We start from the raw sequence: 24,222 nt of genomic DNA on the forward strand, positions 1-24,222 counted from the left end.
GGAAGAATGGTACAGCCGCCCCGGATCGAACGGGGGACCTCTAGATCCACAATCTAGCGCTCTAACCAGCTGAGCTACGGCTGCACAAATCAGGCGGAGGCACCCAAAAGAGGATGCCCGCGAATGGCCGGGAACTTAATTCGGCGCCACGCCGATGACAAGGGCCGAGAAAGACCTATCCGGGCCTACATCAGCACATTGGCCACAAAGATCGAAACCACGCCCAGCGGGGCCACATAACGCAGCGAAAAGCGCCAGAGCGGGAGCCAGCGGCGGCCGTGCACGCCCAAAGCCTCCTCAACGGACTCCCGGGTCAGCACCCAGCCGGCGAAGAGCGACACCATCGCACCGACCGTCGGCATCAGGATGTTCAACGCCACATAGTCAAGCGTGTCGAAGAAGGTCTTGTCGGCAAGTATCCCGAGAGGCGCCAGCGGGCGGTAGTCGGCCCAGAGGTTGAACGACAGAACCGTGCCGATGCCGAGCAGCCAGACCAGAATACCGGTAATGACGGCGAGCTTGCGGCGCGACATGTCGACCACTTCCTCGGCCCAGGCGACCACCGGCTCGAGCAGCGAGATTGCCGAGGTGACGGCGGCAATCGAAAGCAGCAGGAAGAAGACCGAGCCGATCAGCACGCCGCCGCCGATCGTGCCGAAAGCAATCGGCAGCGTGATGAAGGTGAGGCCCGGCCCGGCCGTCGGTTCAAGCCCGTAGGTGAAGACCAGAGGAAATATGGCGATGCCGGCCATGATCGCGATGCCGGTGTCGGCAACCGCGATAATGACGGCTGAACGTCCGATCGATACGTCTTTGTCGAGATAGGCGCCGTAGGTCATCATTGCGCCGAGAGCGACGCTCACGGAGAAAAAGCCCTGACCGATCGCCGCCAGAACTGTGTCGGGCTTCACATCCTCGAATTTGAAGGCGAACATGAAGTCCATTGCGGCGCCAAATCCCTGCGTTGTCGTCGCGTAGATTGCCATGGCCGCCACGAGAAAAAACAGAGCCGGCATCAGCGAAACGACCGCGCGCTCGATGCCCGACGTCACGCCAACGGCAACGATTCCCACCACGAGCAGCAGGAAGAGCGTCTGCCAGAAGCTCAATGCATAGGGGTCGGCAATGAAGCTTTCAAAATGCGCCAGCGTCGCCGCATGATCGTCGCCGGCAAAGGCGCCGGTGAGCGCCAGCTCGACATATTTCAGCGCCCAGCCACCGATGACGGCGTAGTAAGAGAGAACGACAAAGGCGCCGATGGTACCGCCCCAACCGATTATCATCCAGATACGCGCGGCGCGGTTTTCGGCGACCAACTTGCGCATGGTGTTGATCGGACTCAACCGGCCCATGCGGCCCAACATGATCTCGGCGACCAGAATGGGTAGCGCGATCGCCAGCATCGTCAGGCCGTAAATCGCGATGAAGGCGCCGCCGCCGTTCTCACCGGCGATGTAGGGGAAGCGCCAGATATTGCCGAGCCCCACGGCGCTGCCAATGGCAGCCATTAAAAAAGCAAAGCGCGAAGACCATCGCCGCGGCGCAAACGGTGTCGTCATTTCCGGTATCCCCCAACTGCCAGACGTCCGATCTTCCCCGACCTGCTCGGACCCAAGCCTAGCCCGGGGTGGCCTGCCGCGCCAAGCACCCGGCGCTCGCGGCGGCAAGGGAATCGCCTATAGTCGCCCGCGACGCGCATCCGGCACACCGGGAGACCCGCATGAATGCCCATCCGATCCGCACCGCCTATATAGAGGCCAATGGGCTGGCCTTCGAAGTCGATATTTGCGGCGATGGCCAGAAATTCGCGCTGCTGCTGCATGGCTTTCCGGAAAGCAAGTTTTCGTGGCGGCATCAGATGCCGCTCTTTGCCGAACTCGGCTACACAGTCTGGGCGCCAAATCTTCGTGGTTATGGCGGGACGTCGCGGCCGAAGGATCGGGCGGCCTATGCAATGTCGTATCTCCTCGACGACGTCGCCGGGTTGATCGACGCGGCGCGGGCGCGCGGCATTTCCGGCCCGACGACACTCGTTTCGCATGACTGGGGCGGCGTCATTGCATGGACGTTTGCGCTTGCCGGCATCCGCCCGCTCGAACGCTTCATCGTGATGAACCTGCCGCATCCGGCGTTGATGGCGAAGCGCATCCGGACATGGGCGCAATTGAAGAAGAGCTGGTACATCTTCTTCTTCCAGATTCCGTGGCTGCCGGAGAAGCTGCTGCTGGCGCGCAACGCGCGCGCCATCGGCGAGGCATTCCGCGGCATGGCCGTCGACAAGTCGCGCTTTCCCGACGAGGTGCTCGATCACTATCGCAAGAATGCGCAGATTCCGGGCGCGATGACGGCGATGATCAATTATTACCGCGCCGGTTTCCGCGGTCCGCAGCCCGAAGTGTGGAGCGACCCGCCGATCCTCGAAACGCCGACGCTGATGATCTGGGGCGAGGAGGACTCCGCTCTCGGCAAGGAACTTACTTACGGCACGGACGAACTCGTCAGCGATTTCACCATCCGCTATCTGCCACAGGTGTCGCATTGGGTGCAGCAGGAAGCGCCCGAGACCGTCAACGCGATGGTCCGAGCATGGATCGAGGGCCGGCATGTGCCGCAGGCCGGGCTCGGCGGACGGTTGCTCATCGCCGACTGAACAACCGCCCATTGCGCCAATACGGCAAGATCCGGCATCATGTTGCGGTCACATTCGGCCCGCAATCTGCCGAGACCTCATTCCCGGAGCGCTCCCCATGTCCCGCCTGTTCGCAATTTTCATCGGTATTCTGCTGCTTCTCGTCGTCGTGGCGGTCGCGGTGCCGATGCTGATCCCGATGGCGACCTACAAGGCGCAGGTCGCTGAGGCCGTGAAAGCGCAAACGGGACGGGATATCAGGATCGACGGCGAAGTCGGCCTTTCGTTTTTCCCCAACATTGCGGTTTCCATCGAAGATGTCGGGTTTTCCAACGCAAGTTGGGCGAAAGAGCGCGAAATGGCCTCGATGAAGGAGATGCGCGCAACGCTGAAGCTGATGCCGCTCTTCCGGGGTGCCGTCGAAATCGACAGTTTCGTGCTGGTCGATCCTGCAATCCATCTGGAGGTTCGGCGCGACGGAACGCCCAACTGGCAATTCGAGACAGCAAGCGCGCCGGCAGGCGGCAGCGGGGGCTCGTCGTCAAACGGCATGACCGTGAGCGAGATCAGCCTCGGCGAAATCTCGATCCAGAATGGCCGCGCCAGCTACGCCAATGCCCAGACCGGCGCCAGCTACGCCGCGGAGAAGGTCAACGTAAGCCTCGCCCTGCCGCGGCTTGACGATCCGTTCGTGGCCGATGGATCGCTGGTCTGGAACGGCGACGAAATTCGTTTCGATCTCAAAGCCGACCGTCCCCGCGCCTTCACCGAAGGTGGCCAGACGCCCGTCGCGCTGACGATTTCCGCGCCCAAGGTCAAGGCGTCCTATGGCGGCACACTGAAAGCACTCGACGGCCTCGCCTTTGCGGGCGACGTCGATCTTGCCGTGCCCTCCGTGCGAGCGCTGGCAGCATGGGCGGGCAGCCCGATGCCGGCCGGCAAGGGCTTCGGCCCGCTTTCAATCCAGGGGAAAGCCAGCGGCAGCGGCGAGACCTACAGTTTTTCCGACGCCATCATCGGCTTTGACGGGATGAATGCGACAGGCACGCTCTCGGTTCGAACCGGCGGAACACGACCCCATGTCAAGGGCGACCTGACTGTCGATCGTGTCGACGTCAACGCTTATCTTGAAAACGACGGTAGCACCGCGCGCAGCGGCGGCGGCGGAGCAAGCGATCCGGGCTGGAGCACCGACCCGATCGATCTTTCGGGTCTCAAGGCTGTTGATGCCGACTTTGCCCTGCGGGCAGGGCAAGTCCTCTTTCAGCAGATCGAGATCGGCGAGAGCGCGCTCAATCTCAAACTGGCGGGTGGCGTCCTGACCGCGACGCTTGGCAAACTCGGACTTTACGGCGGTTCGGGCGCGGGCGCGCTGACCGTCAATGGCGCCAGCGCGACGCCGCAGATCAACGCGAATTTCAAGCTGGCCGGGCTTGCTGCCGAGCCCTTCCTCACCGACGCCGCCGACTTCAAGCGGCTGCAGGGCACCACGGCTGTCGACATCGCCGTCAGCGCCTCGGGCCGCTCGCAGCGCGCCATGGTGTCGGCGCTCAACGGTAATGGCAGTGTCAAGTTCACCGACGGCAAGATCAAGGGCATCAATCTCGCACAACTGGCGCGCACGGCGCTCGGTGCCGCAACCAGCGGCTGGCAATCGGGCGGCACGCAGGACACCGACTTTTCCGAAATGGGCGGCACGTTCACGATCACCAACGGGGTGCTTGCCAATAGCGATCTCCGGCTGCTGTCGCCGCTGATCCGCGTCAACGGCGCGGGAACCGCCAACATCCTCGAAAAGACACTCAACTACAGGGTGGAACCGAGGCTCGCGGCCTCGCTCGAAGGACAGGGCGGTCAGGCGGATGTCAAAGGCATCGAGGTGCCGATCCTGATCACCGGCGCGTGGTCGAACCCGCGCTTTGCGCCCGACCTCGCATCCATGATCCAGAACCGCGAGAATATCGAGAGCACGATCAAATCGATCCGCGAGGACCGCGGCAAAGGCCTGATCGACAGCCTGATGGGCCGCCCGCCGGCCGCGCAGGAGCAAGCACCGGCAAATGACGGCGGTAGCGGGGGCAGCCAGGAAGCGCCCGCGAGCGACGAGACGGAGCCGGCCGCAAAACCCAGACCCGAGGACGCGCTGCGGCAGCTTTTCGGGCGGTAGTCCGGTCAGACCTTCTTGAAATCGTCGAGCGCGGCGAATTCCTTCATGCCGTCGACGCGGTACATGCGGCGCTTGAGGCGCGGATAGGTGCAGATGTCGATGGGCGACCGCGTGCCGCCCATCAGATAGACGAGGTCTTCGGTTGCATCGTCTGGCACCCGCATCGAATGGGCCGGTGAATTTTTCGGGAAGGCCATGAAATCGCCAGGGCCGACGCGGAAGCTTTCATCGCCGATGGTCGCTTCGCCCTGCCCCGAAAGGACGTAGAGAAATTCCTCGTCCTGGCCGTGGAAGTGGTGCTCGGTCGTTTCGCGGCCCGGCTCAACGCGAACCAGATGGACACCGACATCCGAAAGCCCAAGCAGGTCGCCGATCGAGCGCGTGTTGCGGACGGCATTGGCGTTGAACTGGTGGACATGCCGCTTTTCCGGCAAAGCCGCGATCTGCGCAGCGCCAAGAAGGCAGGCCGCGCCGTCAGGGTCTTTCGATGTCACCGGGTCTCTCCTTTTCGCAGTTTTCGGCGGTCGTGCTCCGGATTTTGTGCCTTTTGCGTCTGCCGTCTAGACTTATTCAGACTGATTCGTCGGGGCCAGTCTGAATGGGACGGGCGGCAATTTCATGATCCAACACGCCTTTTCAGTACTGATAAAGTTCTTCATCGGAGCGGTGGCTGTCGGCGCGCTTCTCAATGCGTTCGACATCACGGCCGAGCAGGTGCTGCAGGACTTCGGATTCACGCCTGAGGCGATCCTCACTTTTGTGCGCGAGGGGTTTGGCTGGGCGCTGCCGCATTTCCTGCTCGGCGCGATGGTGCTCATTCCGGTCTGGCTGATCATCTTTCTGCTGAAACCGCCAAGTTTCCGCGGCTGACATCCACCTGTTGCACGAGAACGCAAGCTATGTAGAGTCGCTTGGTTAACGGCGGCGGGGCACAAAGTTCCCGGGCCGGACAGGGGTATAAATTGGGAGGATATCCATGAAGAAGACGATTTTCGCCGCGGCTCTGGCCGTTTCCGCCGTCGCGCTGGCCGCGCCTGCAACGGCCGATGTTGGTGCCGGGCTCGTCGGCAATACCGTTACGCTGACGGCTGCCGACGGCGCGGTGACCAAGATTTTCTATCCCGATACGTCGAGCATTGTCGTCAAGGCGGCCGACGGCTCGGAAATCAGCGGCAGCTGGCGTGTTGCCGACAACACGATCTGCACGACGATGGGTGAGGCACCTGAAAATTGCACCGCCCCGATCGAAGATGCGCCGACCGTTGGCGGCTCGGGCACCATCGAAGGCGAGCAGGGCAACGTGAATTGGTCGGTCACAGCCGGCAAGGATTTCTGACCCAACACCCTCTTCCGTCTGTTCCCCGGCGTTCGCTTTTACTAGAGTCCCCGAGATGAAATTCGGCGATTCGAGGGAGTGGCGATCATGGGACGACTTTCGGGAAAACGCGCCATTGTGACGGGCGCTGGCAGTGGCATCGGCCGCGCCAGCGCCCGTCTCTTTGCGGCGGAGGGCGCCAAGGTCGTCGCCATCGATCTCGTGGAAGCGGCAGTCGACGAGACGGCCGACATGATCCGCAAGGAAGGCGGCGCAGTTTCCTCCGTCGCCGCCGATGTCAGCAACGAGACCGCCGTCAAGGACTTTGTCGAGCATTGTGCGGCACAGTATGGCGGCGTCGACGTGCTCTACGCCAATGCGGGCATCAGCGGCGGTATGGTCCCGCTACAAGAACAAACTGTCGCTTATTGGCAGCAAATTCTTGCGGTCAATCTCATTGGCCCATTTCTCGCGATCAAATATGCGAGCCCCTACATGCTCAAACAGGGCAAGGGTTCGATCATCTGCACCGCTTCGGTGGCGGGCCTCAGGGCCAACGCCGGCGCGACCGCCTACAGCGCCAGCAAGGCCGGCGTCATCAGCCTCGTGCAAACGGTCGCCAACGAGTTCTACGGTTCGGGCGTGCGCGTCAACGCGATCTGTCCGGGCCTGATCGAGACCGGCATGACGAAGCCGATTTTCGATGGCGCGCGCGCGCGCGGCAGCGACGACAAGATCGGTCAGCTCAATCCGATGAAGCGCTACGGATTACCGCCGGAAATCGCGCATGCGGCGCTTTTCCTCGCCAGCGACGATGCTTCCTATGTCAACGGGCAGGCGATCGCCGTCGATGGCGGGCTTTCAAGCACGCATCCATTTGCGGGCAGGCGCTGAATCGCTGCACGACACGGCACCCGACGGTACATAGATCGCGACGACGTTTGGCAGATCGCGCAAGGCCGATGGACCTAGGTAGTTTCCGAGTCTGACGCCTTTATGTACCGCCGGTTACGGTCCGAACGACAGATTCACGGGGGCCACAGACGGGACAGTCGCGGCACTCACGCCGTCTCCAGAGGAGCGACCGCCATGCTCGGTACTATTCTACTGATCGTCCTGATTTTGTTTCTGGTCGGATCGCTGCCGACATGGCCACATAGTTCGGGTTGGGGTTATTACCCGAGCGGTGGACTGGGTATCGTCCTGGTCGTGGTCCTCATTCTTTTGCTCATGGGACGGATCTGACCCGCGACGATCTCCGAGAGCCGATCCCGACACAGATGCAGGCGGTTTTCAACACCGCTTGCAGGCGCCCCTCGGGCCTGAAGCCGGGTATGAATAAATGGACAGCATGATCGCCCCCGCTGCGCGCAGGGACGATCGGCTGCTTGTTTATTTGTTCCGTTCCGCGCTGCTCTCGATGTTGTCGCCGGTCTTGGAAATATCCCTGCCGGCCCCGGCAACGGTATTGCACCCGCCCAAGATCGAAACGGCACTGAAAAGAAGTAACAGGGTGAAGGTTAGCATCGTCGATTTCATGCTCATGGCACTGCCTTTGGCTGAGCGGTTTCGGAACGCCCTGCGAAAGGCGGAGCGGAGGTGCATGCATGCACATGCGATTTGACTTTGCATCGCGATACCGGCGACGCATCCGGGTCAGATTCGTTGTGTGAGTATCAGCACGTGGATGACGACCATGACGACCGACAGCCCACCGCTCGGGTAGTAACCCCAGTTCACGCTGTGCGGCCATCTTGGCAAGGCGCCAATCAGAAGAAGAAGCAGGATGAAAAGCAGGATCGTGCCGGTGCCCATGTCCATATGCGCCTCCCGAAAAGGGGATGAAAAAGGACAGGGTGCAGAGTATCGGCAGACAGGTTGGGTCCACAGACTCGGAATGTACTCAGCAAAATACCCTCGAAGACGGGCCGGCGTTATGCGTCAGCCGGCGGTTCGTCCAATCGGCTTGCCGCGGCAAGGGCCAGCCGGGCGAGCGCAGGCAGAGACTTCGAACCGGTCTTTTTCATGATCGCGGCACGATGGCTCTCGACGGTGCGCTGACTGATCTTCAGATCGGCCGCGATATTCTTGCTGGGGTCTCCGGCGAGGACCATCTCCATGATCTGACGCTGCCGGGGCGTCAGGCCCGCAACATGCTTGGCCGCTTCTTCGTGCCATGCGAGCAGCTTGTTTTTATCCCGGGACCGTTCGAGCGCCCGCCGGACGCTTGCAAGCAATTCGGCACTCTCGACCGGCTTTTCGATAAAATCTGCGACCCCCGCCTTCATTGCCTGGACGGCCATCGGCACGTCGCCATTGCCCGTAATCATGATTGCCGGAAATTGATGGTTGATCTCGTCCAGACGTTGCAGCAATCCGAGCCCGTCCATTCCCGGCAGCTTCTCATCGATCAAAAGACATGCCTCACGTCCCGGACGATAGGCATTGAGGAAAGCCTCGGCATCCGCGTAGACCTCGACGGCAAAGCCCTCCGCCTCAAGCAGCTCACGAAAGGCGTCACGTATCTGGCCGTCATCGTCGACGACAAAAATGATCGGCGTATCCGGTTCGTCGAGCGCGATTTTTGTACCCGCCCGGCGTGGTTCCGACGCGGCAGGAGCGACCGTCTTCAGAACGCGCTGGAGTGCATTGGCCAACTCCTCGGGTTTGACCGGCTTGTTGAGCTGCAGGCAGTCCTGGAAAGCGATGGCCCGCAGGACATCGGTCGATATGTCACCGGTCAGAATGAAAACCGGTAACCGGGCACCAAACCTCTCCCTCAGCTTCGCTGTCGCCTCAAGTCCATTCAGGCCGTTCGGCAGATTGTAGTCAGCAATGACGATGTCGGGCTGAATGTTGTCGCGTGCAACCAGGTGCAGCGCGGTGACACCATCCGGTGCCGTGACGACACGGTGGCCGTCACTGGCGAGAAAGAGCTCGAGAAGCTCACGCACTTCCGAATCGTCCTCGATGACCAGAATGGTGCCGGTGTGCCGAACCTCGATGTCTGTGCGGCTGCCCACATCGCGCCGACGCGACTGAGCCGGATGCGGCGCTTCGACTGGAGCGCGCGGGACATCGATGCAGAACATGGATCCTTTTCCCGGACTCGACCAGACCCGGACCGGGTGCTTGAGCAACTTGCCCAGGTGACGCACGATCGAGAGGCCAAGACCGAGTCCCCGATTGCGTTCGCGTGCAGCGTTGTCGACCTGGTAGTATTCATTGAAGATTTTGGAGATATCGCTCTCGGCGATACCTATGCCGGTATCCAGAACCTCGATGCTGAGCCTTTCGCCGCGCCGGCGACAACCGAGAAGCACCTCGCCGTGCATCGTATATTTGAATGCATTTGACAGAAGATTGCGGATCATCTGCTCAAGCAGTTGCGGATCGCTGTGTACCCAAAGACTGCAAGGAACCAAGCGAAAATTGATGTCCTGCGCCTTTGCGATGTAGGAGAACTCCTCCTGAATACGGCTGAAGAGATCGTCGATCCTGACGTTTACCGCTACGGGGCGGACAGTGCCGGCCTCAATCTGGTTCAGATCGAGCAATGTATTCAACATACTTGACATGGAAGTGATCGTTGCATCCAGGCGTGCGATCAGCTTTTTCTCGCTCTCTCCCTTGACTTTTTTTGCCAGCAGTCCCTGAAGCAGCGCGAGCGTTTGCAGTGGCTGGCGGAGATCGTGGCTCGCGGCGGCAAGAAATCTCGACTTCGCGACATTGGCAAGATCGGCCTGCCGCCTGGCGTCTTCGAGTGCCTTTGCCGTAAGCCTCTGGGCGGTGATATCGACGAAGGTGATCACCACACCCTCAACTCTGTTGTCGCTTGTACGGTAGGGCAATATCCGGCGGATAAACCAGACATCGTTCTGCGCCTCGACCTCTCGCTCGATTGAGGCGAAGCTTTCAAGCACCGTACGAGCGTCCGCTGGAAGCGTATTGTCGATCGCCAGAGAGTTGATGTCCGAAAGTGGCCGCCCAATATCACTCGGGATGACGCTGAAGAGCGATTTGGTCGCCGGGGTGAAAAAACGAATTTTGAGATCGGTATCAAGAAAGAGCGTCGCGACATCGGTGCTGTAGAGGACATTCTGCAAATCGTTGGCGGTCGTCCGATGCTGCTCCAGCGTTTCCTGAAGCTGGCTGTTGAGAGCGGTCAGTTCCTCGTTGAGCGACTGTAATTCTTCCTTGGCGGTCAACAGTTCCTCGTTGGTGGACTGGAACTCTTCATTGACCGACATCGCTTCTTCATTGATTGCCTTCTGCTCCTCGCCCGACACCTCCAGATCGCGGATGGCCGCCTGAAGCTCGGCTCTTGTGGACGCGAGATCCTGCTCGAGCTCGCTCACACGCGAGACGTCTTCGGGCCTCGTCGCGCGGCTTTGCGCCGGCTCCGGCCTTGGCTCGTCAATGAAGCAAACCAGCAGATGTTCTTCACCCTCGTTCAGAACCGGTTGAACTTCGATGCTGAACGTATGTGTGTCGCCGTTGTGCGCCGTGCTGCCGCCGCGGACCGAAATGCGCTTGTTTTCCCGTTTTGCCTTTTGAATCGCTGAGCGAATCTTGATTCGCAAGTCCTCCGGCGCCATGGCGAGCAGATTGTGCGTGGGTGGCCCCGACGGGACGCGCAGGTAGCGGTCCGTCGGCCCCAGCGAAAAAAGCCATTCGTACTTGCTGTTGATCAAAACGGCCGCCGGTGCATAGGATTCCATTACCAGTTGCCGGCAGAGGTCAGCGAGAACCGTCTGTCGTGACGGCGCGAGATTCTGCCATGTTCGGGTGGGAACTCTCACAGCGCTGTCGGCGCTGATCAGTCGCCCCAATTCGCCTGGACTGCCTCGGCCGACTTGCCGATAGATGCGCTCGGGTTTGGATATGACTTCAAAGCGGCCGTCATCGTGTCCGATCGTCTCCGCGTTGCCGAGAAGCAAAATGCCGTTCTCGCGCAAGGCAAAGCCGAATACGGCGATGGCTTTCGCTTGCGCTTCCGGACTCAGATAGATCAAAAGATTCCGGCATGAAATCATATCAATGCGCGAGAAAGGAGGGTCAGTCAGCACATCCTGCACCGTAAAGACGACCGACGAGCGCAGCGCCGGCGAAATCCTGTAATTGTCATCTTCCCTGGAGAAGAAGCGCTCAAGGCGGGCCGGCGACACACCCGCCTCGATCGAATGAGGATAGAGGCCGTCCCGTGCAGTCGCCACTGCATCCCCGTCAACATCCGAAGCGAATATTTCCAGCTTGATGTTGCGTTTGGCCGCCGTGATCTGCTCCTGGATCAGTATTGCAAGAGAATAGGCCTCCTCGCCGGTGCTGCACCCAACGACCCATATACGAAGAGGGCGATCGAGCGAGTGGTTCTGAACCAGGCCGGGGATGATCTTCTCAGCCAGATATTCAAATACCTTCGGGTCGCGAAAGAAGCTGGTGACGTTGATGAGCAAATCCTTGGCGAGACGTTCGAGCTCCGCGGCGTCGTTCTGCAGGATTTCGAAATAGCGGTTCATTTCGCTGCTCTCGATCGCCTCCAACGCCATGCGGCGTTCGATCCGACGCTGCAGCGTGCCTCGTTTGTAGAGCCTGAAGTCGTGTCCCGAACTTGTACGCAGCAGTTCGACGATCGCCGGCAGGCAATCCTCTGTGCTGGCCGCCGACCGCGCGTCCGGAGCCCGCTCCGGGGCGGTGATCTGCAGGCCATATGCGACCAGCGCATCCGGGATGTCCGCCACGGGCAACACCTGATCCGTTGCGCCGGTCATGATGGCGCTGCGCGGCATGCCATCGTAAGCGGCCTCGTCCGGGTCTTGCACAATGACCAACCCACCTTTTTGCTTCACGGATTTCAGTCCGAGACTGCCGTCCGCACCTGTTCCCGAGAGAACCACGCAAACAGCGCGTGGGCCGCAGTCCTCCGCCATAGAGTGAAGCAAAAAATCGAACGGCAATCGGGCGCCGTGACGTGCCTGCGGATGAGAAAGGTGCAAAACACCATCGCCCACAGAGAGATAAGTTCCCGGCGGAATGACGTAGAGGTGATCGCGTTCGATCGGCATCCCGTTCGTCGCCTGCTGCACACGCATTTTGGTATGTTCGGCCAGCAGTCCGACCATCATGCTTTCGTGGGTCGGGTCGAGATGCTGAACCAGAATGAAGGCCATGCCGATGTCGGCAGGCAGAGCACTGACAAGTTTCTTGCATGCCTCGAGACCTCCCGCCGAGGCGCCGATGCCGACAACCGGAAAATCATCCGGCACCTGAGAAACCGATTGCGATGGCGGCGCGCGGCCTGCCGGTTGCGACCGGGCCGTTCCATCCTGGGGTGAACGGCTTCCTGGCATGCTCATGCTTTCGCGTTGCAGCCCCGCAGCGCGGGGCAGAATTTAATTCTATCACATTTCCCATATCGGGGCGAGATCGAGATTCTATTGTCGCCGCCCGGGCAAAAAGCGCGGCAAACTGCGCGCGCATCGAGCGACATGTCCGGATATGCAGGTCTACGTAGTATCCGAGTCTGTTCGCAACAGACCCTGACGGGCTAGCTTCACACTACCCAAACCGTGGAGTGGTTCGCGGCACCTTTTCAGTTGCCGCACAGGGGTTGTTTTGCGCGTGTCTGCCGGCCGCCAGGCCAGCTACCAGACAAGCGCCCGGCAACGTAATCGATCTGTAAATCCCGGATGGCAAGTATATCCGAATATGCGAGAGCCCTGCCTTGTGGCGGTTAGCGATCGGATTGGCGAGCGACCCGGCTTTCCGGCGCCGGCGTCTCTGACTTGTCAAAAAACAAGATGCGCACACGGATCGACCGCAAGCACTCACGACACCGTGCTTGCGTCACTCTTGAAACAGGAATGCCAAAATGATCAATATCCGAACCCTTTTCCTGGTGAGTTTTCTCGCCATCCCGGCCTTCATGATGGTTGGCGCGTTTGACCGCGCCGCTGCCGCGACGACGGAGGATCTCCACCGGGACGCCGATCAGGCCCTGAAAACTCTCTACAAGACCAACCCGACCGCGCTGCAGATTTCAAAGCAAGCCAAGGCCGTTCTCGTTTTCCCCAACGTGGTCAAGGCCGGCCTCATATTCGGTGGCGCCTATGGTGAAGGCGTCCTGATGAAGGGATCGACCATCGACGGGTATTTCAACTCGTTCACCGGTTCCTGGGGTCTGCAGGCAGGCGCACAGTCATATTCGTATGCCGTCTTCCTCATGACCGATGAAGCCGTGGAATATCTCGACAAATCACAGGGATGGGAAGTCGGCGTTGGACCGACGGTCGTTGTCATGGACGAAGGCGTCGCCACGAACCTGTCGACGTCGACGTTGAAGGATGCCGCATATGCCTTCATCTTCGACCAGCAAGGTCTGATGGCTGGCGTCAGCATCGAGGGAACGAAGATTTCCAGAATCAAGAACTGAACGACGACATCAAAGAAATGCGAGCGGCAACGCCATCCCTCGGAAACGACGGGTGGCGTTTCCGTATTGCAGATCGGCCAGCCCAAACGCGACCTCGCAGGGGAAGCAACTCGTTCCGGCGCACAGAGATCGAAAGGAAGTGGTGCCCAGGGGCGGAATCGAACCACCGACACTGCGATTTTCAGTCGCATGCTCTACCAACTGAGCTACCTGGGCGGAAGCTCCGAGGCGGGGCAATCAGGCCCGGCCGCGGCGAGGTTCGCGGGTTATAGGAGATCGAATCCGGACTGTCCAGAGGGGTAAGAAAACAAACACTGCCAATGGCTTAGCGCTGTTCTTCGTCGTCCCCCGCCGCCTCTGCATCCCAATCGTCCGGCGGCTCGACGGCCGGAATTGCATAGGCGCCTTTCAGCCAGCGGTTGAGATCGACGTCGGCACAGTGCTTGGAGCAGAAAGGATGGAAGTCGGGCGCCGATTTTTTGGCGCAAACCGGGCATGGGCGCGGGCTGCGCAGCTTCACGACGTTGGACTTGTCCCCGGTTTCTGTCATCGAACTGTCAAAAATCTGTCACTGAACTGTCATAACGTCGATCCGCTCGCGCGGAAATCCTCCCTCGCCCACCAGGCTGATTTCGACAGCCACCTTCCGGCGAAGCCGATCGATCAAATAGGGGTTGCCGCGCTCGAGCCAGTCGACGACTTCGGCAGCGGCGCGGGCGACCAGCGGGCGGCCGGGCGTCACTTGCGCGACATGGGCGATGCGGCGCAGCAGGTCGTTGGCCATCGTCGCGCAAGTCTTGCGGCGCGGGCGGCCGCAGGTATAGGCGGGTTCGGTCAACAATTTGTCGAGCGGCTCGCGGACGCGCTTGCGCGTCATTTCGACAAGGCCGAATTCCGACATGCCTGAAATCTGCGTCGGCACACGGTCTTTCGCGAAGCCCGTGTTGAGCGCGTCGAGCACTTTCTGGATGTTGGCCGGATCGTTCAGGTGAATGAAGTCGATGACAATGAGGCCGCCGGTGCCGCGCAGGCGCAGCTGGTAGACGATTTCGTCGACCGCTTCGAGATTGATCTTGGCGCTGGTTTCCTCAAGACCGGTCGCCGCCGTGTAGCGGCCCGAATTGACGTCGATGGCGGTGAGCGCCTCCGTTGTCTCGATCGTGATCCAGCCACCGGAAGGCAGCTCGGCGCGCGGATCGAGCGCCGCCTCGATTTCTCCGTCCACGTCATACAGTGAAAAAAGAGAGCCCGGGCCGTTGAAGAGCTGCACACGCTCGATCATTTCGGGCATGGCGCGGCGGCAATAGCGCTGCGCCTCGCCGAAGGCATCGGCATCGTCGATCAGCACGCGCGACGTGTCGGCGCTGACGCAATCGCGCAAGGTCTTCGAGACGGGGTCGAGATCGTGGAAGACGACGCAAGGCGCCGTGGAGCGCTTTTCGATTTCGCGCACCTTCCGCCATTCTTCGGCGAGCTGGCGCGCATCGGCGGCGATGTCTTCGGTCGTCGCGCCGATGGCGGCGGTGCGGACGATGAAGCCCGCTGGCTCGCCGGTGACGCCCATGGGGTTGAAGCGTTCGACCATTTCCTCGACCAGCGCCGTCAGCCTTTCGCGCTCGGCCTCGTCCTCGATGCGGCGCGACAGCGCGACGCCGGACTGGTTGGGCACCAGCACCAGAAGACGGCCCGGAATGGTGACATTGGCCGACAGCCGCGCGCCCTTGTCGCTGATCGGATCCTTGACGGCCTGGACAAGGATCGCCTGGCCTTCCTGCACGCAGGCGCTGATCGGCGGTAGCACGCCCTCGTCGAGCCCGGTCAGCTCGCAGAGACAGCGCGCCTCGCGCGCGCCGAGAAAGCCGGCGCGCTCGAGGCCGACTTCGACGAATGCCGCCTGCATGCCCGGCAACACGCGCTGAACGCGGCCGAGAAAGATGTTGCCGATCAGCGAATGGCCGGCGCGGCCGGTCTTCGCCTTCAGGTCGTCCTCCATGGTGCGCTCCAGAAAGAGCTCCACGGGCCGACCGTCCTCAATGACCGCGACGCGTGTTTCGCCGGGGCCAACATTGATCAAGACTTCTTCGGACATCAACTTCCCGATTTGCACCGCCCGCGCCCCCACGCGGCCGATACCCCCAATTTCACCTTCAATTCTGTAGATTCAATCCTAGCACTGTTGCGCGCGATGAGGCCAGTCAGGGAATGGGCCTGATTCTGTCGACGAGCGGGCAATGTGCAGCCGCCGCCGATGACATCCTGTCAATGCAGGCCGGGTGACCCTTCCGTGCCGGGGCGACTAGGCGGCCCTGGCGTCCGCCCTCTGCGATTTCACCAGTGCGATGGCGTCGGGGGCGATCCAGCGGGGAAGCGCGCGGCGCGCCCATGCGGGACCATGTGTCTCGAGGCGCTTCTCGGCCAGCGCGCGGGCAAGCGGCAGATCGCCACGATAGATGTAGATCATGTCGCGCAATGTCGAAGTCAGATAGAGATCGACATCGAAGCCCGGCTCCTCGAAGCACATCTCGGCGCGGCCCTCCTCATTGACGAACCACCAGTTGCGCCGCGCGAGCTGCATGTCGGTGAAGGTCAGTTGCACGACGCAGCGCCGCGCGCCGAAGGCTTCGGGCTTCACATGGGTTTCGAGGCCCCATAGAAGCAGCGTCACGTCGGCTTCGTGTTTCGCCAGTTCGCGGCGCGTCCATTTCTGGCCCCAGACGCCGAGCGCCTCGACGATGGGGGCGAATTCTTCGCCGGCCGGGGTCAGATGATAGGTCCAGCTTCGTCCGGTTTCGGAACGGCGGCGCTCGATAATGCCTTCGGCCTCGAGCTGCTTCAGGCGGCGCGACAGCAGCGTGGGCGAGGCCAGCGGAACGCCGCGCCGCAACTGCGAAAAGCGCGTCGCGCCGAAGGTCAGGTCACGGATGATGAGCGCGGTCCAGCGCTCGCAAAAAAGCTCCGCCGCCTTGGCGACGGGACAGAACTGGCCGTAGCTGCGCATGGTGCGTCCTCCTGAACTTTCCGGAAGCTTAGAAAATGCGGGGGCGTGCGAATAGTACATTCAATGGACTATTTCCGGCGGCCGGAACGCGCGAAAGATGCGCCCGCCGCGGCCAAGGCCGGCGGCGCGAAGGGCGGAAATGCACCCAAAACCCTCACTGAAAGAGACCCCTCCCATGAGCCTCAATTCTCTCCTCAAACACCCGGATGCCGGTAACCCCGATCTCGCGGCGCTGAAAGCGCGCCAACAGGGCGCCTGGTCGTCGGGCGACTATTCCGTGGTCGGCACGACGCTGCAGATCGTCGGCGAAGATCTCTGCGAAGCACTCGACATTCGCCCCGGCCAAAAGGTGCTCGACGTCGCTGCCGGCAACGGCAATGTGTCGCTCGCGGCGGCACGGCGTTGGTGCGACGTGGTTTCGACCGACTATGTGCCGGCATTGCTGGAACGTGGCCGGGAGCGTGCGGCGGCCGAGCGGCTGCCGATGAACTTCCAGGAGGCCGACGCCGAGGCGCTGCCTTTCGGCGATGCAAGCTTCGATGCGGTGGTTTCGACCTTCGGCGTGATGTTCGCACCAGACCACGACAAGGCGGCGGCCGAGATGATCCGCGTCTGCCGCTCCGGCGGCAAGATCGGCCTCGCCAACTGGACGCCGGAAGGTTTCATCGGCCAGCTCTTCAAGACCATCGGCCGGCATCTGCCGCCGCCGGCCGGTGCGAAGTCGCCGGCACTGTGGGGCACGCGGGCGCGCATCGCCGAGATGTTCGGCGCACAGGCTTCCGCCATCGACATCGAGGCGCGCAATTTCGTTTTCCGCTATCGCTCGACGGCGCATTGGCTTGACGTCTTCAAGTCGTGGTACGGGCCGGTGCTGAAAGCTTTTGCGGCGCTCGACCCGGCGGCTCAGGCCAAGCTTGCCGACGATCTGACGGCGCTCGCCGAAAAGTTCAACCGCTCGGGCGACGCGACGATGATCGTGCCGAGCGAATATCTCGAGATCGTCGTGACGCGGCGATAGGACAGGACGACGCCCCGGCGATGCGCGCCGGGGCGTCGCTTTTATTTTCCGGCGGACTCCGTCCACAACGGATAGCCGGCGCCGACCAAGAGGTTTGCCGTCTCGTAGAGCGGCAGGCCGACAACGGCGGAGTGCGAACCGATCAGGGAGCGGACAAAGATCGCGGCGTGGCCCTGGATCGCGTAGCCGCCGGCCTTGCCCCGCCACTCGCCCGAAGCGACATAACCTTCGATTTCGGTTTCAGAGAGACGCTTGAAGGCAACGCGGGTTTCGACCGCGCGCGCGCTTTCGCCTCGTGGCGATTTCAGATGGACCGCCGTCCAGACGCGGTGCGCACGACCCGACAGCAGTGCGAGACAGGCGCGGGCTTCAGCTTCGGTTTCGGCTTTCGGGAGAATGCGGCGACCGCAGGCCACCACCGTGTCGGCGGCGAGCACCAGCGCTTGCGGATGGAGTGCGGCGACGGCTTCGGCCTTTTCGCGCGCGAGGCGCTCGGCATGGGCGCGCGGTACTTCGCCCTTCAGGGGCGTTTCGTCGATTTCGGCCGGGACGATGGCTGCGGGTTCGATGCCGATGCGCGCGAGGAGTTCGAGGCGGCGCGGCGAGGCGCTGGCAAGGACGAGGCGGGGAACGGTCACTTGAAACGGTAGGTGATCCGGCCCTTGGTCAGATCGTAGGGCGTCATCTCGACAAGCACCTTGTCGCCCGCCAGCACGCGGATGCGGTTCTTGCGCATCTTGCCGGCCGTGTGGGCGATGATCTCGTGTTCGTTCTCGAGCTTGACGCGAAACGTGGCGTTGGGCAGCAGTTCCGTAACGGTGCCCGGAAACTCGAGCAGTTCTTCCTTCGACATTCAGCATCCTTTGGAGATTTGCCGGGAGAATGGTCAGAAAGCGCCGGAAAATCAAGTGGCGCGGGCGCGGAATCGCGCCGCCCGGGACGGCAAAGCGTTGATTTCTCGCGCAAATTCAGCCGGAAGGGCCCCAGATCAGTCGACCAGCAGATATTCGATGGTCGAGACGACACGGACCGTCTTCATCACCTGCTCGGCTTCCTGGGTGCCGGGGGTGGCGTCACGGGGCAGGATTTCGAACTGGCCCTGCCAGGCGCGGCGGATGCCGCCAAGGCCGGAACCCGAATCGGCAGCGAAGGTTTCGGCCGCCTCGCGGGCACGCTTTGTCGCTTCCTCGATCATCTCCGGCTTCAAGGCGGCGATTCCGGTGAAGAGATAGGAGGGGCGAACGGGCCCGTATTCGTTGGAGAGCACGACGCCCTGATCGACCAGCGTGCTCGATTCGCTGTTGGCCTTGACCACGCGGTCGATATCGGTCGAACGCAGCACGATCTGCTGGGCGATGATGAAACGGCTTTCGACCTGGCCGCTGCTCCAGTTCTGCGCCAGACGGTCGGTGACCTGGGGCGCCTGACGCTCGATGTCGTCCTCGCTGAAACCATGCGATGTCAGGAAGCGGATCACATTGTCGGCGTTGCGCTTGATTTCGACCTGGGTCTCCTTGAGGTCGTTGCCGGTGGCGACGAAGCGCAGGCCCCAGAGCGCCAGGTCGGCTTTCACCTCACGTTCGGAGAGGCCCTTGACCGAGACCGAACGGTCGCCGAGGCGGGACTGGACGAGGCCCTGACCGCCGAACCAGCCGCCCAGTGCAAGACCGAGGGCAAGGATGACAGCGGCGACAATAGCGGCGACGGGATTCATAGGCGGGCTCCCCCAGGGCGTGGCAATAATGGCGGCGACTATAGCATAGCGATTGCGACGATTTCAGGGCTTTTGCGGCGACTTATCCCCGGGAGTCGCTGCCTGGGGTATGATTGGGCTTCATGGAAAAGACCGCCCTCAGGCTCCGCCCTGCCACCGACGACGATGACGACGCCATCTGGGCGATCATGGCGCCCGTGATCCGGGCGGGCGAGACCTATCCCCTGCCGCGCGACCTCGACCGGACGGGGGCGCTGGCCTATTGGCGGGCGGCGGGGAATACGGTGTTCGTCGCCGAGGACGGCGGCCGTGTCGCGGGCTCGTATAACCTGCGCGCCAATGCGGGCGGCGGCGGCGCGCATGTCGCCAATTGTGGCTACATGGTCGCCCCGCAAGCGCGGGGGCGCGGGGTGGCACGGGCCATGTGCCTGCACTCGCTCGGAGAGGCGAAGGCACGGGGTTTTCGCGCCATGCAATTCAACTTCGTGATCTCGACCAACGCTGCGGCGGTGCATCTGTGGCGGTCATGCGGGTTCGAGATTGTCGGGCGGTTGCCGGGGGCGTTTCTGCATCCGGCGGAGGGTTATGTCGATGCGCTGGTGATGTACCGGACGATTTGAGTGCGGAGCGGACTTGCGTTGGCGTTCCCCTTCCCGCCTTCGGCGGGGAGAAGGAGAGATGACCTAACCCGCCGCGCTTTCCTTGCAGGGGAAGCGGGTTTCGATGGCGCGGCGGAGCTGGTTGCGGAGCTCCCGGTAGGCGGCCAGCCGCCGTTCGCGATTGCCGCCGGTGGGGGATGCCAGGGGATCGGCGATCGCCCAGAACTCAACCTCGGTCGCCGAGGCGCGGGTCAGTTTCTCGGCCATGTCGCGCGCCTCGGGCGTCAGGGCGACGATGAGGTCGAAGCTCGTTTCCTCAAGGTCGTCAAAACCCTTCGGGCCGCTCGCGGGCGGCGCCATGCCGTCTTCGCGCAGCACTTCGGCCGTGAAGGGATCAGCTTCTTCGGCGGGCCGAACGCCGGCGGAATCCACGAAGATACTGTTGCCATGAAGCTTCTTCAGGATGGCCTCGGCCATGGTCGAGCGGATCGAATTGAGATTGCAGGCGAAGAGCACGGAGGCCGGCATGGTTTCCTTGCGTTCGGGTTTTGCCGTTCCGGTCGCCATCATCATCCCTTGATGTGCAGCACGCAGATGAGCGTGAAGAGACGGCGGGCAGTATCGAAATCCATGTCGATCTTGCCGGCGAGACGCTCCTTCAGCAGTTCGGAGCCTTCGTTGTGAAGGCCGCGGCGACCCATGTCGATCGCCTCGATCTGGGCGGGAGCGGCCGTCTTGATGGCGTCGTAATAGCTCTCGCAGATCATGAAGTAGTCCTTCACGATGCGGCGGAACGGCGTCAGCGAGAGCAGAACCTTGCCATGCGGCTCGGTGCTTTCGAGGCGGATGTCGAAGACGAGGCGGTTGTCCTCGATGGCCAGATGCAGCACGTAAGGCCCGCCATCGCTGCCGACCGGCGCAAAAACATTTTCCTCCAGCAGGTCGAAGATCGCGACTTTCCGCTCATGCTCGACGTCCGGGCTGCGGCGCACGACCGTGTGCTCGTCGAGGACGAGGTCAACGATCCGGAACGCCGCGCCTTCGGGAGGCGCAGGGCTCGATTCGCTTCCGTCGCTGGCGCTCTGGTCGGGCATGGTGCGGTACTTTACGCCGATTTGGGAGGCGGATGCGAGGGGCGAGAGGGCCGCGTCAGATGTTGAGGCGGATCGCGACCGAGCGGGCATGGGCGTCGAGGCCTTCGGCTTCGGCAAGCGCGACGGCGGCCGGGCCGATGGCACGCAGTGCATCGGCGTCGCAGCGGACGATGGAGGTGCGTTTCATGAAGTCGAGCACGTTGAGGCCTGAGGAAAAACGCGCCGAGCGAGCGGTGGGCAGTACGTGGTTCGAGCCCGCCACATAGTCGCCGATGGCTTCGGGCGTGAAGCGGCCGAGAAAGATTGCGCCGGCATTGGAGACAGCGGCAGCCAGCGGTTCGGGATCGCCGACCGCAATTTCGAGATGTTCGGGGGCCAGACGGTCAACCAGCGGCACGGCGTCGGCGAGGCTCTTCACGACGATGACGGCGCCGAAATCGGCCCAGCTTTTCGTCGCGGTGGTTTCACGCGGCAGCACCTGCAGCTGGCGGGCAACAGCCTCTTCGACGCGGATGGCAAAGTCCGCATCGTCGGTGATCAGAATCGACTGCGCGCTTGCATCATGTTCGGCCTGGGAGAGCAGATCGGCGGCGATCCATTCCGGGTCGTTCTCGCCGTCGGCCAGCACCAGAATTTCGGAGGGGCCGGCGATCATGTCGATGCCGACGGTGCCGAAGACCTGTCGTTTGGCTTCGGCGACATATGCATTGCCGGGGCCGACGATCTTGTCGACCGGGGCGATGGTGGCGGTGCCGTAGGCGAGCGCGGCGACGGCCTGCGCGCCGCCAACACAGTAGACCTCGTCGACACCGGCGATCTTCGCGGCGGCCAGCACCAGCGGATTGACGACGCCATCGGGCGTGGGGACGACCATGACGAGGCGGGCGACGCCGGCGACTTTCGCCGGGATCGCGTTCATCAGGACGGAGCTTGGATAGTTGGCGGTGCCGCCCGGCACATAGAGGCCGACGGCGGCAACCGGCGTCCAGCGGTGGCCGAGCTCGACGCCAGCCTCATCGGTGAAGCGCTCGTCCTTCGGCTTCTGACGCTGGTGATAGGCGCGGATGCGGGCGGCAGCGAGCTTCAACGCGTCGAGCGTTTTCGCATCGCAGGCGGCGGTGGCCGCGTCGATGTCGGCTTGCGGGATGGCAAGGGCTTCCGGCGTCAGCTTTTCGAGGCGATCGAAACGCTTCGTGTATTCGATCAGCGCCGCGTCGCCGCGCGCACGGATATCGGCAATGATTTTCGTCACCGTGTCGGCGACGTCGACCGACGTCTCGCGCTTGCCGGCGAGGAGCGCGGCGAAGGCGGCTTCAAAATTTGCGTCGGCGGTGTTGAGACGAACGGGCATTGATCTATCGCTCAATTCTATCGCTTTCCCCTCCCCAAACGGGCTTCGCCCGTTTGACCCTCCCTCAGGGGGAGGGTGGAAGAGAGGGATTGACTATAGCTCAGTCCAGCTTGTGTTCGGGCACGTTGGGCGTTTGCCAAATCGGGCCGAGATCGGAGAGATGGACCTCCAGCGCTTCGATCTCAAGGCGCAATTCGCCGCCACCCGAAAAAACCAGCGTGACGATGCCGGATGGCGGGTTCAGCTCCTCGAAGCGGACCGCCAGAAGATTGAGCACGCCATGATGACGGTCCTGCGCGATGTTGCGGGCCTGGGCCGACAGCACATGCTCGAAGTGAAGGCCGGCGCGGGCACGGGCGCCACTGTCGCGGCGCGCAGACACATCTTCCCAGCGGAAGCGGTTGACCACCATGGCGAAGCGGCGCGTCGAGGGCAGGAAAGCGAGATCGGCGACTTTCGTCACCGCGTCCTGCAGCGCGGCGGAAATGACGGCGAGATCGTCGGCATCCTCGGCCTGGAGACGCAGATCGCTCATCGTCTCAGGCCTTTTCGCGCCAGATTTCGGCACCGCAGGCGCCGAGCTTCGCTTCGATCCGCTCGAAACCGCGGTCGAGGTGATAGACGCGGTTGATGACGGTTTCGCCTTCGGCTGCCAGTCCCGCGATGATGAGCGCGGCGGAAGCGCGCAGATCGCTCGCCATGACAGGGGCGCCCTTCAGCTTGTCGACGCCGCGGACCAGCGCCTTGTCGCCATGCAGCGAAATGTCGGCGCCGAAACGGGCCAGCTCCTGCACATGCATGAAGCGGTTTTCGAAAATCGTCTCGGTGATTTCGGATTCGCCATCGGCCGTCGTCATCAGCGCCATGAATTGCGCCTGAAGATCGGTGGGGAAGCCGGGGAAGACCTGGGTTACGACATTGGTCGCCTGCAGGCGCTCGCCGTTGCGGTAGATGCGGACCGCGCCCTGCTCGGCCTCGACGCCGGCGCCCGCGGCGCGGAGCACCGAGAGCGCCGCCTCGAAGGTTTCAGCCTCGACACCTTCAAGCGTCACTTCGCCACCGGTCATGGCGGCGGCGATCGCATAGGTGCCGGCCTCGATGCGGTCGGCGATGACACGGTGCGTGGCGCCATGCAGTTTTTCGACACCTTCGATGCGAAGCGTCGAGCTGCCGATGCCCTCGATCTTCGCGCCCATGGCGACGAGACATTTTGCAACATCGCCTATTTCCGGTTCGCGGGCGGCGTTTTCGAGCACGGTCACGCCGTCGGCCAGCGTTGCCGCCATCATCAATGTGTGGGTGGCGCCGACGGAGACGATGGGCGAGCGGATGACGGCGCCCTTGAGGCCGCCCGGCGCCTTGGCCAGCACATAGCCTTCGACGAGGTCGATCTCGGCGCCCATCTTCTGGAGGCCCTTGATATAGAGATCGACCGGGCGCGCGCCGATGGCGCAGCCGCCCGGCAGCGAGACCTTGGCCTCGTGGCAGCGGGCGAGCAGCGGGCCCAGAACCCAGAAGCTGGCGCGAATCTGCGAGACGATTTCATAAGGCGCGGTGGTGGAGGCGATGTCGGCGACGCGGATCGTCATCACGTCGGCATCGGCACCCTCATCGACCGAGACCTCGCCACCCAGCGCGCCGAGAAGTTTGGTCAGCGTGCGCACATCGGCGAGGCGCGGCATGTTGGACAGCCGCAGCGGCTCGTCCGTCAAGAGCGCCGCCGTCATCAGCGGCAGAGCGGCGTTCTTGGCGCCGCTGACCGGGATTGCGCCCTTGAGACGGCGGCCGCCGCGAATGTGAATGGTGTCCATGGAATAAGCGTCCGATCCGGTTTCCGCGCGTTATAGAGGAAAGGGGCCCCGGGTGTCACGCAAGGGGCGTCCCACCGCCTTGTCAGGGATCAAT

General features: G+C 62.5%; 25 protein-coding genes and 2 tRNA genes. 9 read left to right on the forward strand and 18 right to left on the reverse strand.

What is annotated here, in order from left to right:
* Positions 1-7: 7 nt before the first annotated feature.
* Together Q7V31_RS08095 and Q7V31_RS08100 are read right to left on the reverse strand one after the other, a co-directional pair.
* Positions 8-84, reverse strand: a tRNA-His gene (locus Q7V31_RS08095).
* A 101-nt stretch (positions 85-185) separates the two neighbouring features.
* Positions 186-1,559 carry a sodium-dependent transporter gene (locus tag Q7V31_RS08100; RefSeq protein ID WP_304733566.1) on the reverse strand — a complete coding sequence of 458 codons (1,374 nt, stop codon included), beginning with the start codon at positions 1,557-1,559 and terminating at the stop codon, positions 186-188.
* Positions 1,560-1,720: 161 nt separating this feature from the next.
* Between Q7V31_RS08100 and Q7V31_RS08105 the strand changes: the two genes are divergently transcribed.
* Together Q7V31_RS08105 and Q7V31_RS08110 are read left to right on the forward strand one after the other, a co-directional pair.
* Complete coding sequence (locus Q7V31_RS08105; RefSeq protein WP_304733567.1) at positions 1,721-2,650, forward strand: alpha/beta fold hydrolase; 930 nt, start codon at positions 1,721-1,723, stop codon at positions 2,648-2,650.
* A 97-nt stretch (positions 2,651-2,747) separates the two neighbouring features.
* On the forward strand, positions 2,748-4,796 hold the full coding sequence (locus Q7V31_RS08110; RefSeq protein WP_304733568.1) for an AsmA family protein: 2,049 nt from the start codon (positions 2,748-2,750) through the stop codon (positions 4,794-4,796).
* Positions 4,797-4,801: 5 nt separating this feature from the next.
* Here Q7V31_RS08110 and Q7V31_RS08115 read toward each other — a convergent pair whose 3' ends face one another.
* Entirely contained in the window at positions 4,802-5,290 is a 489-nt protein-coding gene (locus tag Q7V31_RS08115; protein ID WP_304733569.1) for a cupin domain-containing protein, read from the reverse strand.
* 124 nt (positions 5,291-5,414) lie between these two features.
* On the opposite strand from Q7V31_RS08115, the gene Q7V31_RS08120 reads away from it, so the two are divergent.
* The 4 genes from Q7V31_RS08120 to Q7V31_RS08135 all read left to right on the forward strand — a co-directional run bounded on the left by Q7V31_RS08120 (position 5,415) and on the right by Q7V31_RS08135 (position 7,356).
* Complete coding sequence (locus Q7V31_RS08120; protein ID WP_304733570.1) at positions 5,415-5,666, forward strand: DUF6460 domain-containing protein; 252 nt, start codon at positions 5,415-5,417, stop codon at positions 5,664-5,666.
* 106 nt (positions 5,667-5,772) lie between these two features.
* Positions 5,773-6,132 carry a hypothetical protein gene (locus Q7V31_RS08125; protein WP_304733571.1) on the forward strand — a complete coding sequence of 120 codons (360 nt, stop codon included), beginning with the start codon at positions 5,773-5,775 and terminating at the stop codon, positions 6,130-6,132.
* Positions 6,133-6,219: 87 nt separating this feature from the next.
* Positions 6,220-7,005: an SDR family NAD(P)-dependent oxidoreductase gene (locus tag Q7V31_RS08130; protein WP_304733572.1), complete on the forward strand. Its 786-nt coding sequence runs from the start codon at positions 6,220-6,222 to the stop codon at positions 7,003-7,005.
* A gap of 195 nt (positions 7,006-7,200) precedes the next feature.
* Positions 7,201-7,356, forward strand: coding sequence for a DUF3309 family protein (locus Q7V31_RS08135; RefSeq protein WP_304733573.1), 156 nt, complete (start codon positions 7,201-7,203; stop codon positions 7,354-7,356).
* Between the two features lie 147 nt (positions 7,357-7,503).
* Here the strand turns inward: Q7V31_RS08135 and Q7V31_RS17355 are convergent, their stop codons facing one another.
* The 3 genes from Q7V31_RS17355 to Q7V31_RS08150 form a co-directional block, all read right to left on the reverse strand.
* Positions 7,504-7,743, reverse strand: coding sequence for an entericidin A/B family lipoprotein (locus Q7V31_RS17355; protein ID WP_370690638.1), 240 nt, complete (start codon positions 7,741-7,743; stop codon positions 7,504-7,506).
* Between the two features lie 24 nt (positions 7,744-7,767).
* Positions 7,768-7,926: a DUF3309 domain-containing protein gene (locus Q7V31_RS08145; RefSeq protein ID WP_304733965.1), complete on the reverse strand. Its 159-nt coding sequence runs from the start codon at positions 7,924-7,926 to the stop codon at positions 7,768-7,770.
* Between the two features lie 119 nt (positions 7,927-8,045).
* Positions 8,046-12,467 carry a chemotaxis protein CheB gene (locus tag Q7V31_RS08150; RefSeq protein ID WP_304733574.1) on the reverse strand — a complete coding sequence of 1,474 codons (4,422 nt, stop codon included), beginning with the start codon at positions 12,465-12,467 and terminating at the stop codon, positions 8,046-8,048.
* A 515-nt stretch (positions 12,468-12,982) separates the two neighbouring features.
* Between Q7V31_RS08150 and Q7V31_RS08155 the strand changes: the two genes are divergently transcribed.
* Complete coding sequence (locus Q7V31_RS08155; RefSeq protein ID WP_304733575.1) at positions 12,983-13,543, forward strand: lipid-binding SYLF domain-containing protein; 561 nt, start codon at positions 12,983-12,985, stop codon at positions 13,541-13,543.
* A 140-nt stretch (positions 13,544-13,683) separates the two neighbouring features.
* Here Q7V31_RS08155 and Q7V31_RS08160 read toward each other — a convergent pair.
* The 4 genes from Q7V31_RS08160 to Q7V31_RS08175 form a co-directional block, all read right to left on the reverse strand.
* A tRNA-Phe gene (locus tag Q7V31_RS08160) sits at positions 13,684-13,759 on the reverse strand.
* Positions 13,760-13,868: 109 nt separating this feature from the next.
* Positions 13,869-14,093: a DNA gyrase inhibitor YacG gene (gene yacG / locus Q7V31_RS08165; protein ID WP_304733576.1), complete on the reverse strand. Its 225-nt coding sequence runs from the start codon at positions 14,091-14,093 to the stop codon at positions 13,869-13,871.
* An 18-nt stretch (positions 14,094-14,111) separates the two neighbouring features.
* The gene (locus tag Q7V31_RS08170; protein ID WP_304733577.1) at positions 14,112-15,632 is read right to left on the reverse strand and encodes an Rne/Rng family ribonuclease; all 1,521 of its coding nucleotides are present in this window, start codon (positions 15,630-15,632) and stop codon (positions 14,112-14,114) included.
* Between the two features lie 207 nt (positions 15,633-15,839).
* Positions 15,840-16,541, reverse strand: coding sequence for a helix-turn-helix domain-containing protein (locus tag Q7V31_RS08175; protein ID WP_304733578.1), 702 nt, complete (start codon positions 16,539-16,541; stop codon positions 15,840-15,842).
* A 175-nt stretch (positions 16,542-16,716) separates the two neighbouring features.
* On the opposite strand from Q7V31_RS08175, the gene Q7V31_RS08180 reads away from it, so the two are divergent.
* A complete protein-coding gene (locus tag Q7V31_RS08180) occupies positions 16,717-17,559 on the forward strand; it encodes a class I SAM-dependent methyltransferase (RefSeq protein WP_304733579.1) in 843 nt (280 codons plus the stop codon).
* A 41-nt stretch (positions 17,560-17,600) separates the two neighbouring features.
* Here the strand turns inward: Q7V31_RS08180 and Q7V31_RS08185 are convergent, their stop codons facing one another.
* From Q7V31_RS08185 to Q7V31_RS08195, 3 genes are all read right to left on the reverse strand, one after another.
* Positions 17,601-18,197 (reverse strand): nucleoside triphosphate pyrophosphatase, encoded by a 597-nt coding sequence (locus Q7V31_RS08185; protein ID WP_304733580.1) that lies wholly within the window; start codon positions 18,195-18,197, stop codon positions 17,601-17,603.
* Entirely contained in the window at positions 18,194-18,412 is a 219-nt protein-coding gene (gene infA, locus Q7V31_RS08190) for a translation initiation factor IF-1 (protein WP_293509117.1), read from the reverse strand. Before infA ends, Q7V31_RS08185 begins: the two co-directional genes overlap by 4 nt.
* 135 nt (positions 18,413-18,547) lie before the next feature.
* On the reverse strand, positions 18,548-19,273 hold the full coding sequence (locus Q7V31_RS08195) for an SIMPL domain-containing protein (protein WP_304733581.1): 726 nt from the start codon (positions 19,271-19,273) through the stop codon (positions 18,548-18,550).
* Between the two features lie 122 nt (positions 19,274-19,395).
* On the opposite strand from Q7V31_RS08195, the gene Q7V31_RS08200 reads away from it, so the two are divergent.
* Positions 19,396-19,893 (forward strand): GNAT family N-acetyltransferase, encoded by a 498-nt coding sequence (locus Q7V31_RS08200; protein WP_304733582.1) that lies wholly within the window; start codon positions 19,396-19,398, stop codon positions 19,891-19,893.
* A 63-nt stretch (positions 19,894-19,956) separates the two neighbouring features.
* On the opposite strand, the gene Q7V31_RS08205 is transcribed toward Q7V31_RS08200, so the two are convergent.
* The 5 genes from Q7V31_RS08205 to murA form a co-directional block, all read right to left on the reverse strand.
* A complete protein-coding gene (locus Q7V31_RS08205; RefSeq protein WP_304733583.1) occupies positions 19,957-20,439 on the reverse strand; it encodes a low molecular weight phosphatase family protein in 483 nt (160 codons plus the stop codon).
* A gap of 2 nt (positions 20,440-20,441) precedes the next feature.
* Positions 20,442-20,966: a UPF0262 family protein gene (locus Q7V31_RS08210; protein WP_304733584.1), complete on the reverse strand. Its 525-nt coding sequence runs from the start codon at positions 20,964-20,966 to the stop codon at positions 20,442-20,444.
* A gap of 55 nt (positions 20,967-21,021) precedes the next feature.
* On the reverse strand, positions 21,022-22,317 hold the full coding sequence (gene hisD, locus Q7V31_RS08215) for a histidinol dehydrogenase (RefSeq protein WP_304733966.1): 1,296 nt from the start codon (positions 22,315-22,317) through the stop codon (positions 21,022-21,024).
* Positions 22,318-22,417: 100 nt separating this feature from the next.
* Positions 22,418-22,852 carry a DUF2948 family protein gene (locus Q7V31_RS08220; RefSeq protein WP_304733585.1) on the reverse strand — a complete coding sequence of 145 codons (435 nt, stop codon included), beginning with the start codon at positions 22,850-22,852 and terminating at the stop codon, positions 22,418-22,420.
* A gap of 4 nt (positions 22,853-22,856) precedes the next feature.
* Complete coding sequence (gene murA, locus Q7V31_RS08225) at positions 22,857-24,128, reverse strand: UDP-N-acetylglucosamine 1-carboxyvinyltransferase (protein WP_304733586.1); 1,272 nt, start codon at positions 24,126-24,128, stop codon at positions 22,857-22,859.
* Between the last annotated feature and the right edge of the window lie 94 nt (positions 24,129-24,222).

The organism is Parvibaculum sp. (genome assembly GCF_030651915.1).
Classification (GTDB): Bacteria; Pseudomonadota; Alphaproteobacteria; order Parvibaculales; family Parvibaculaceae; genus Parvibaculum.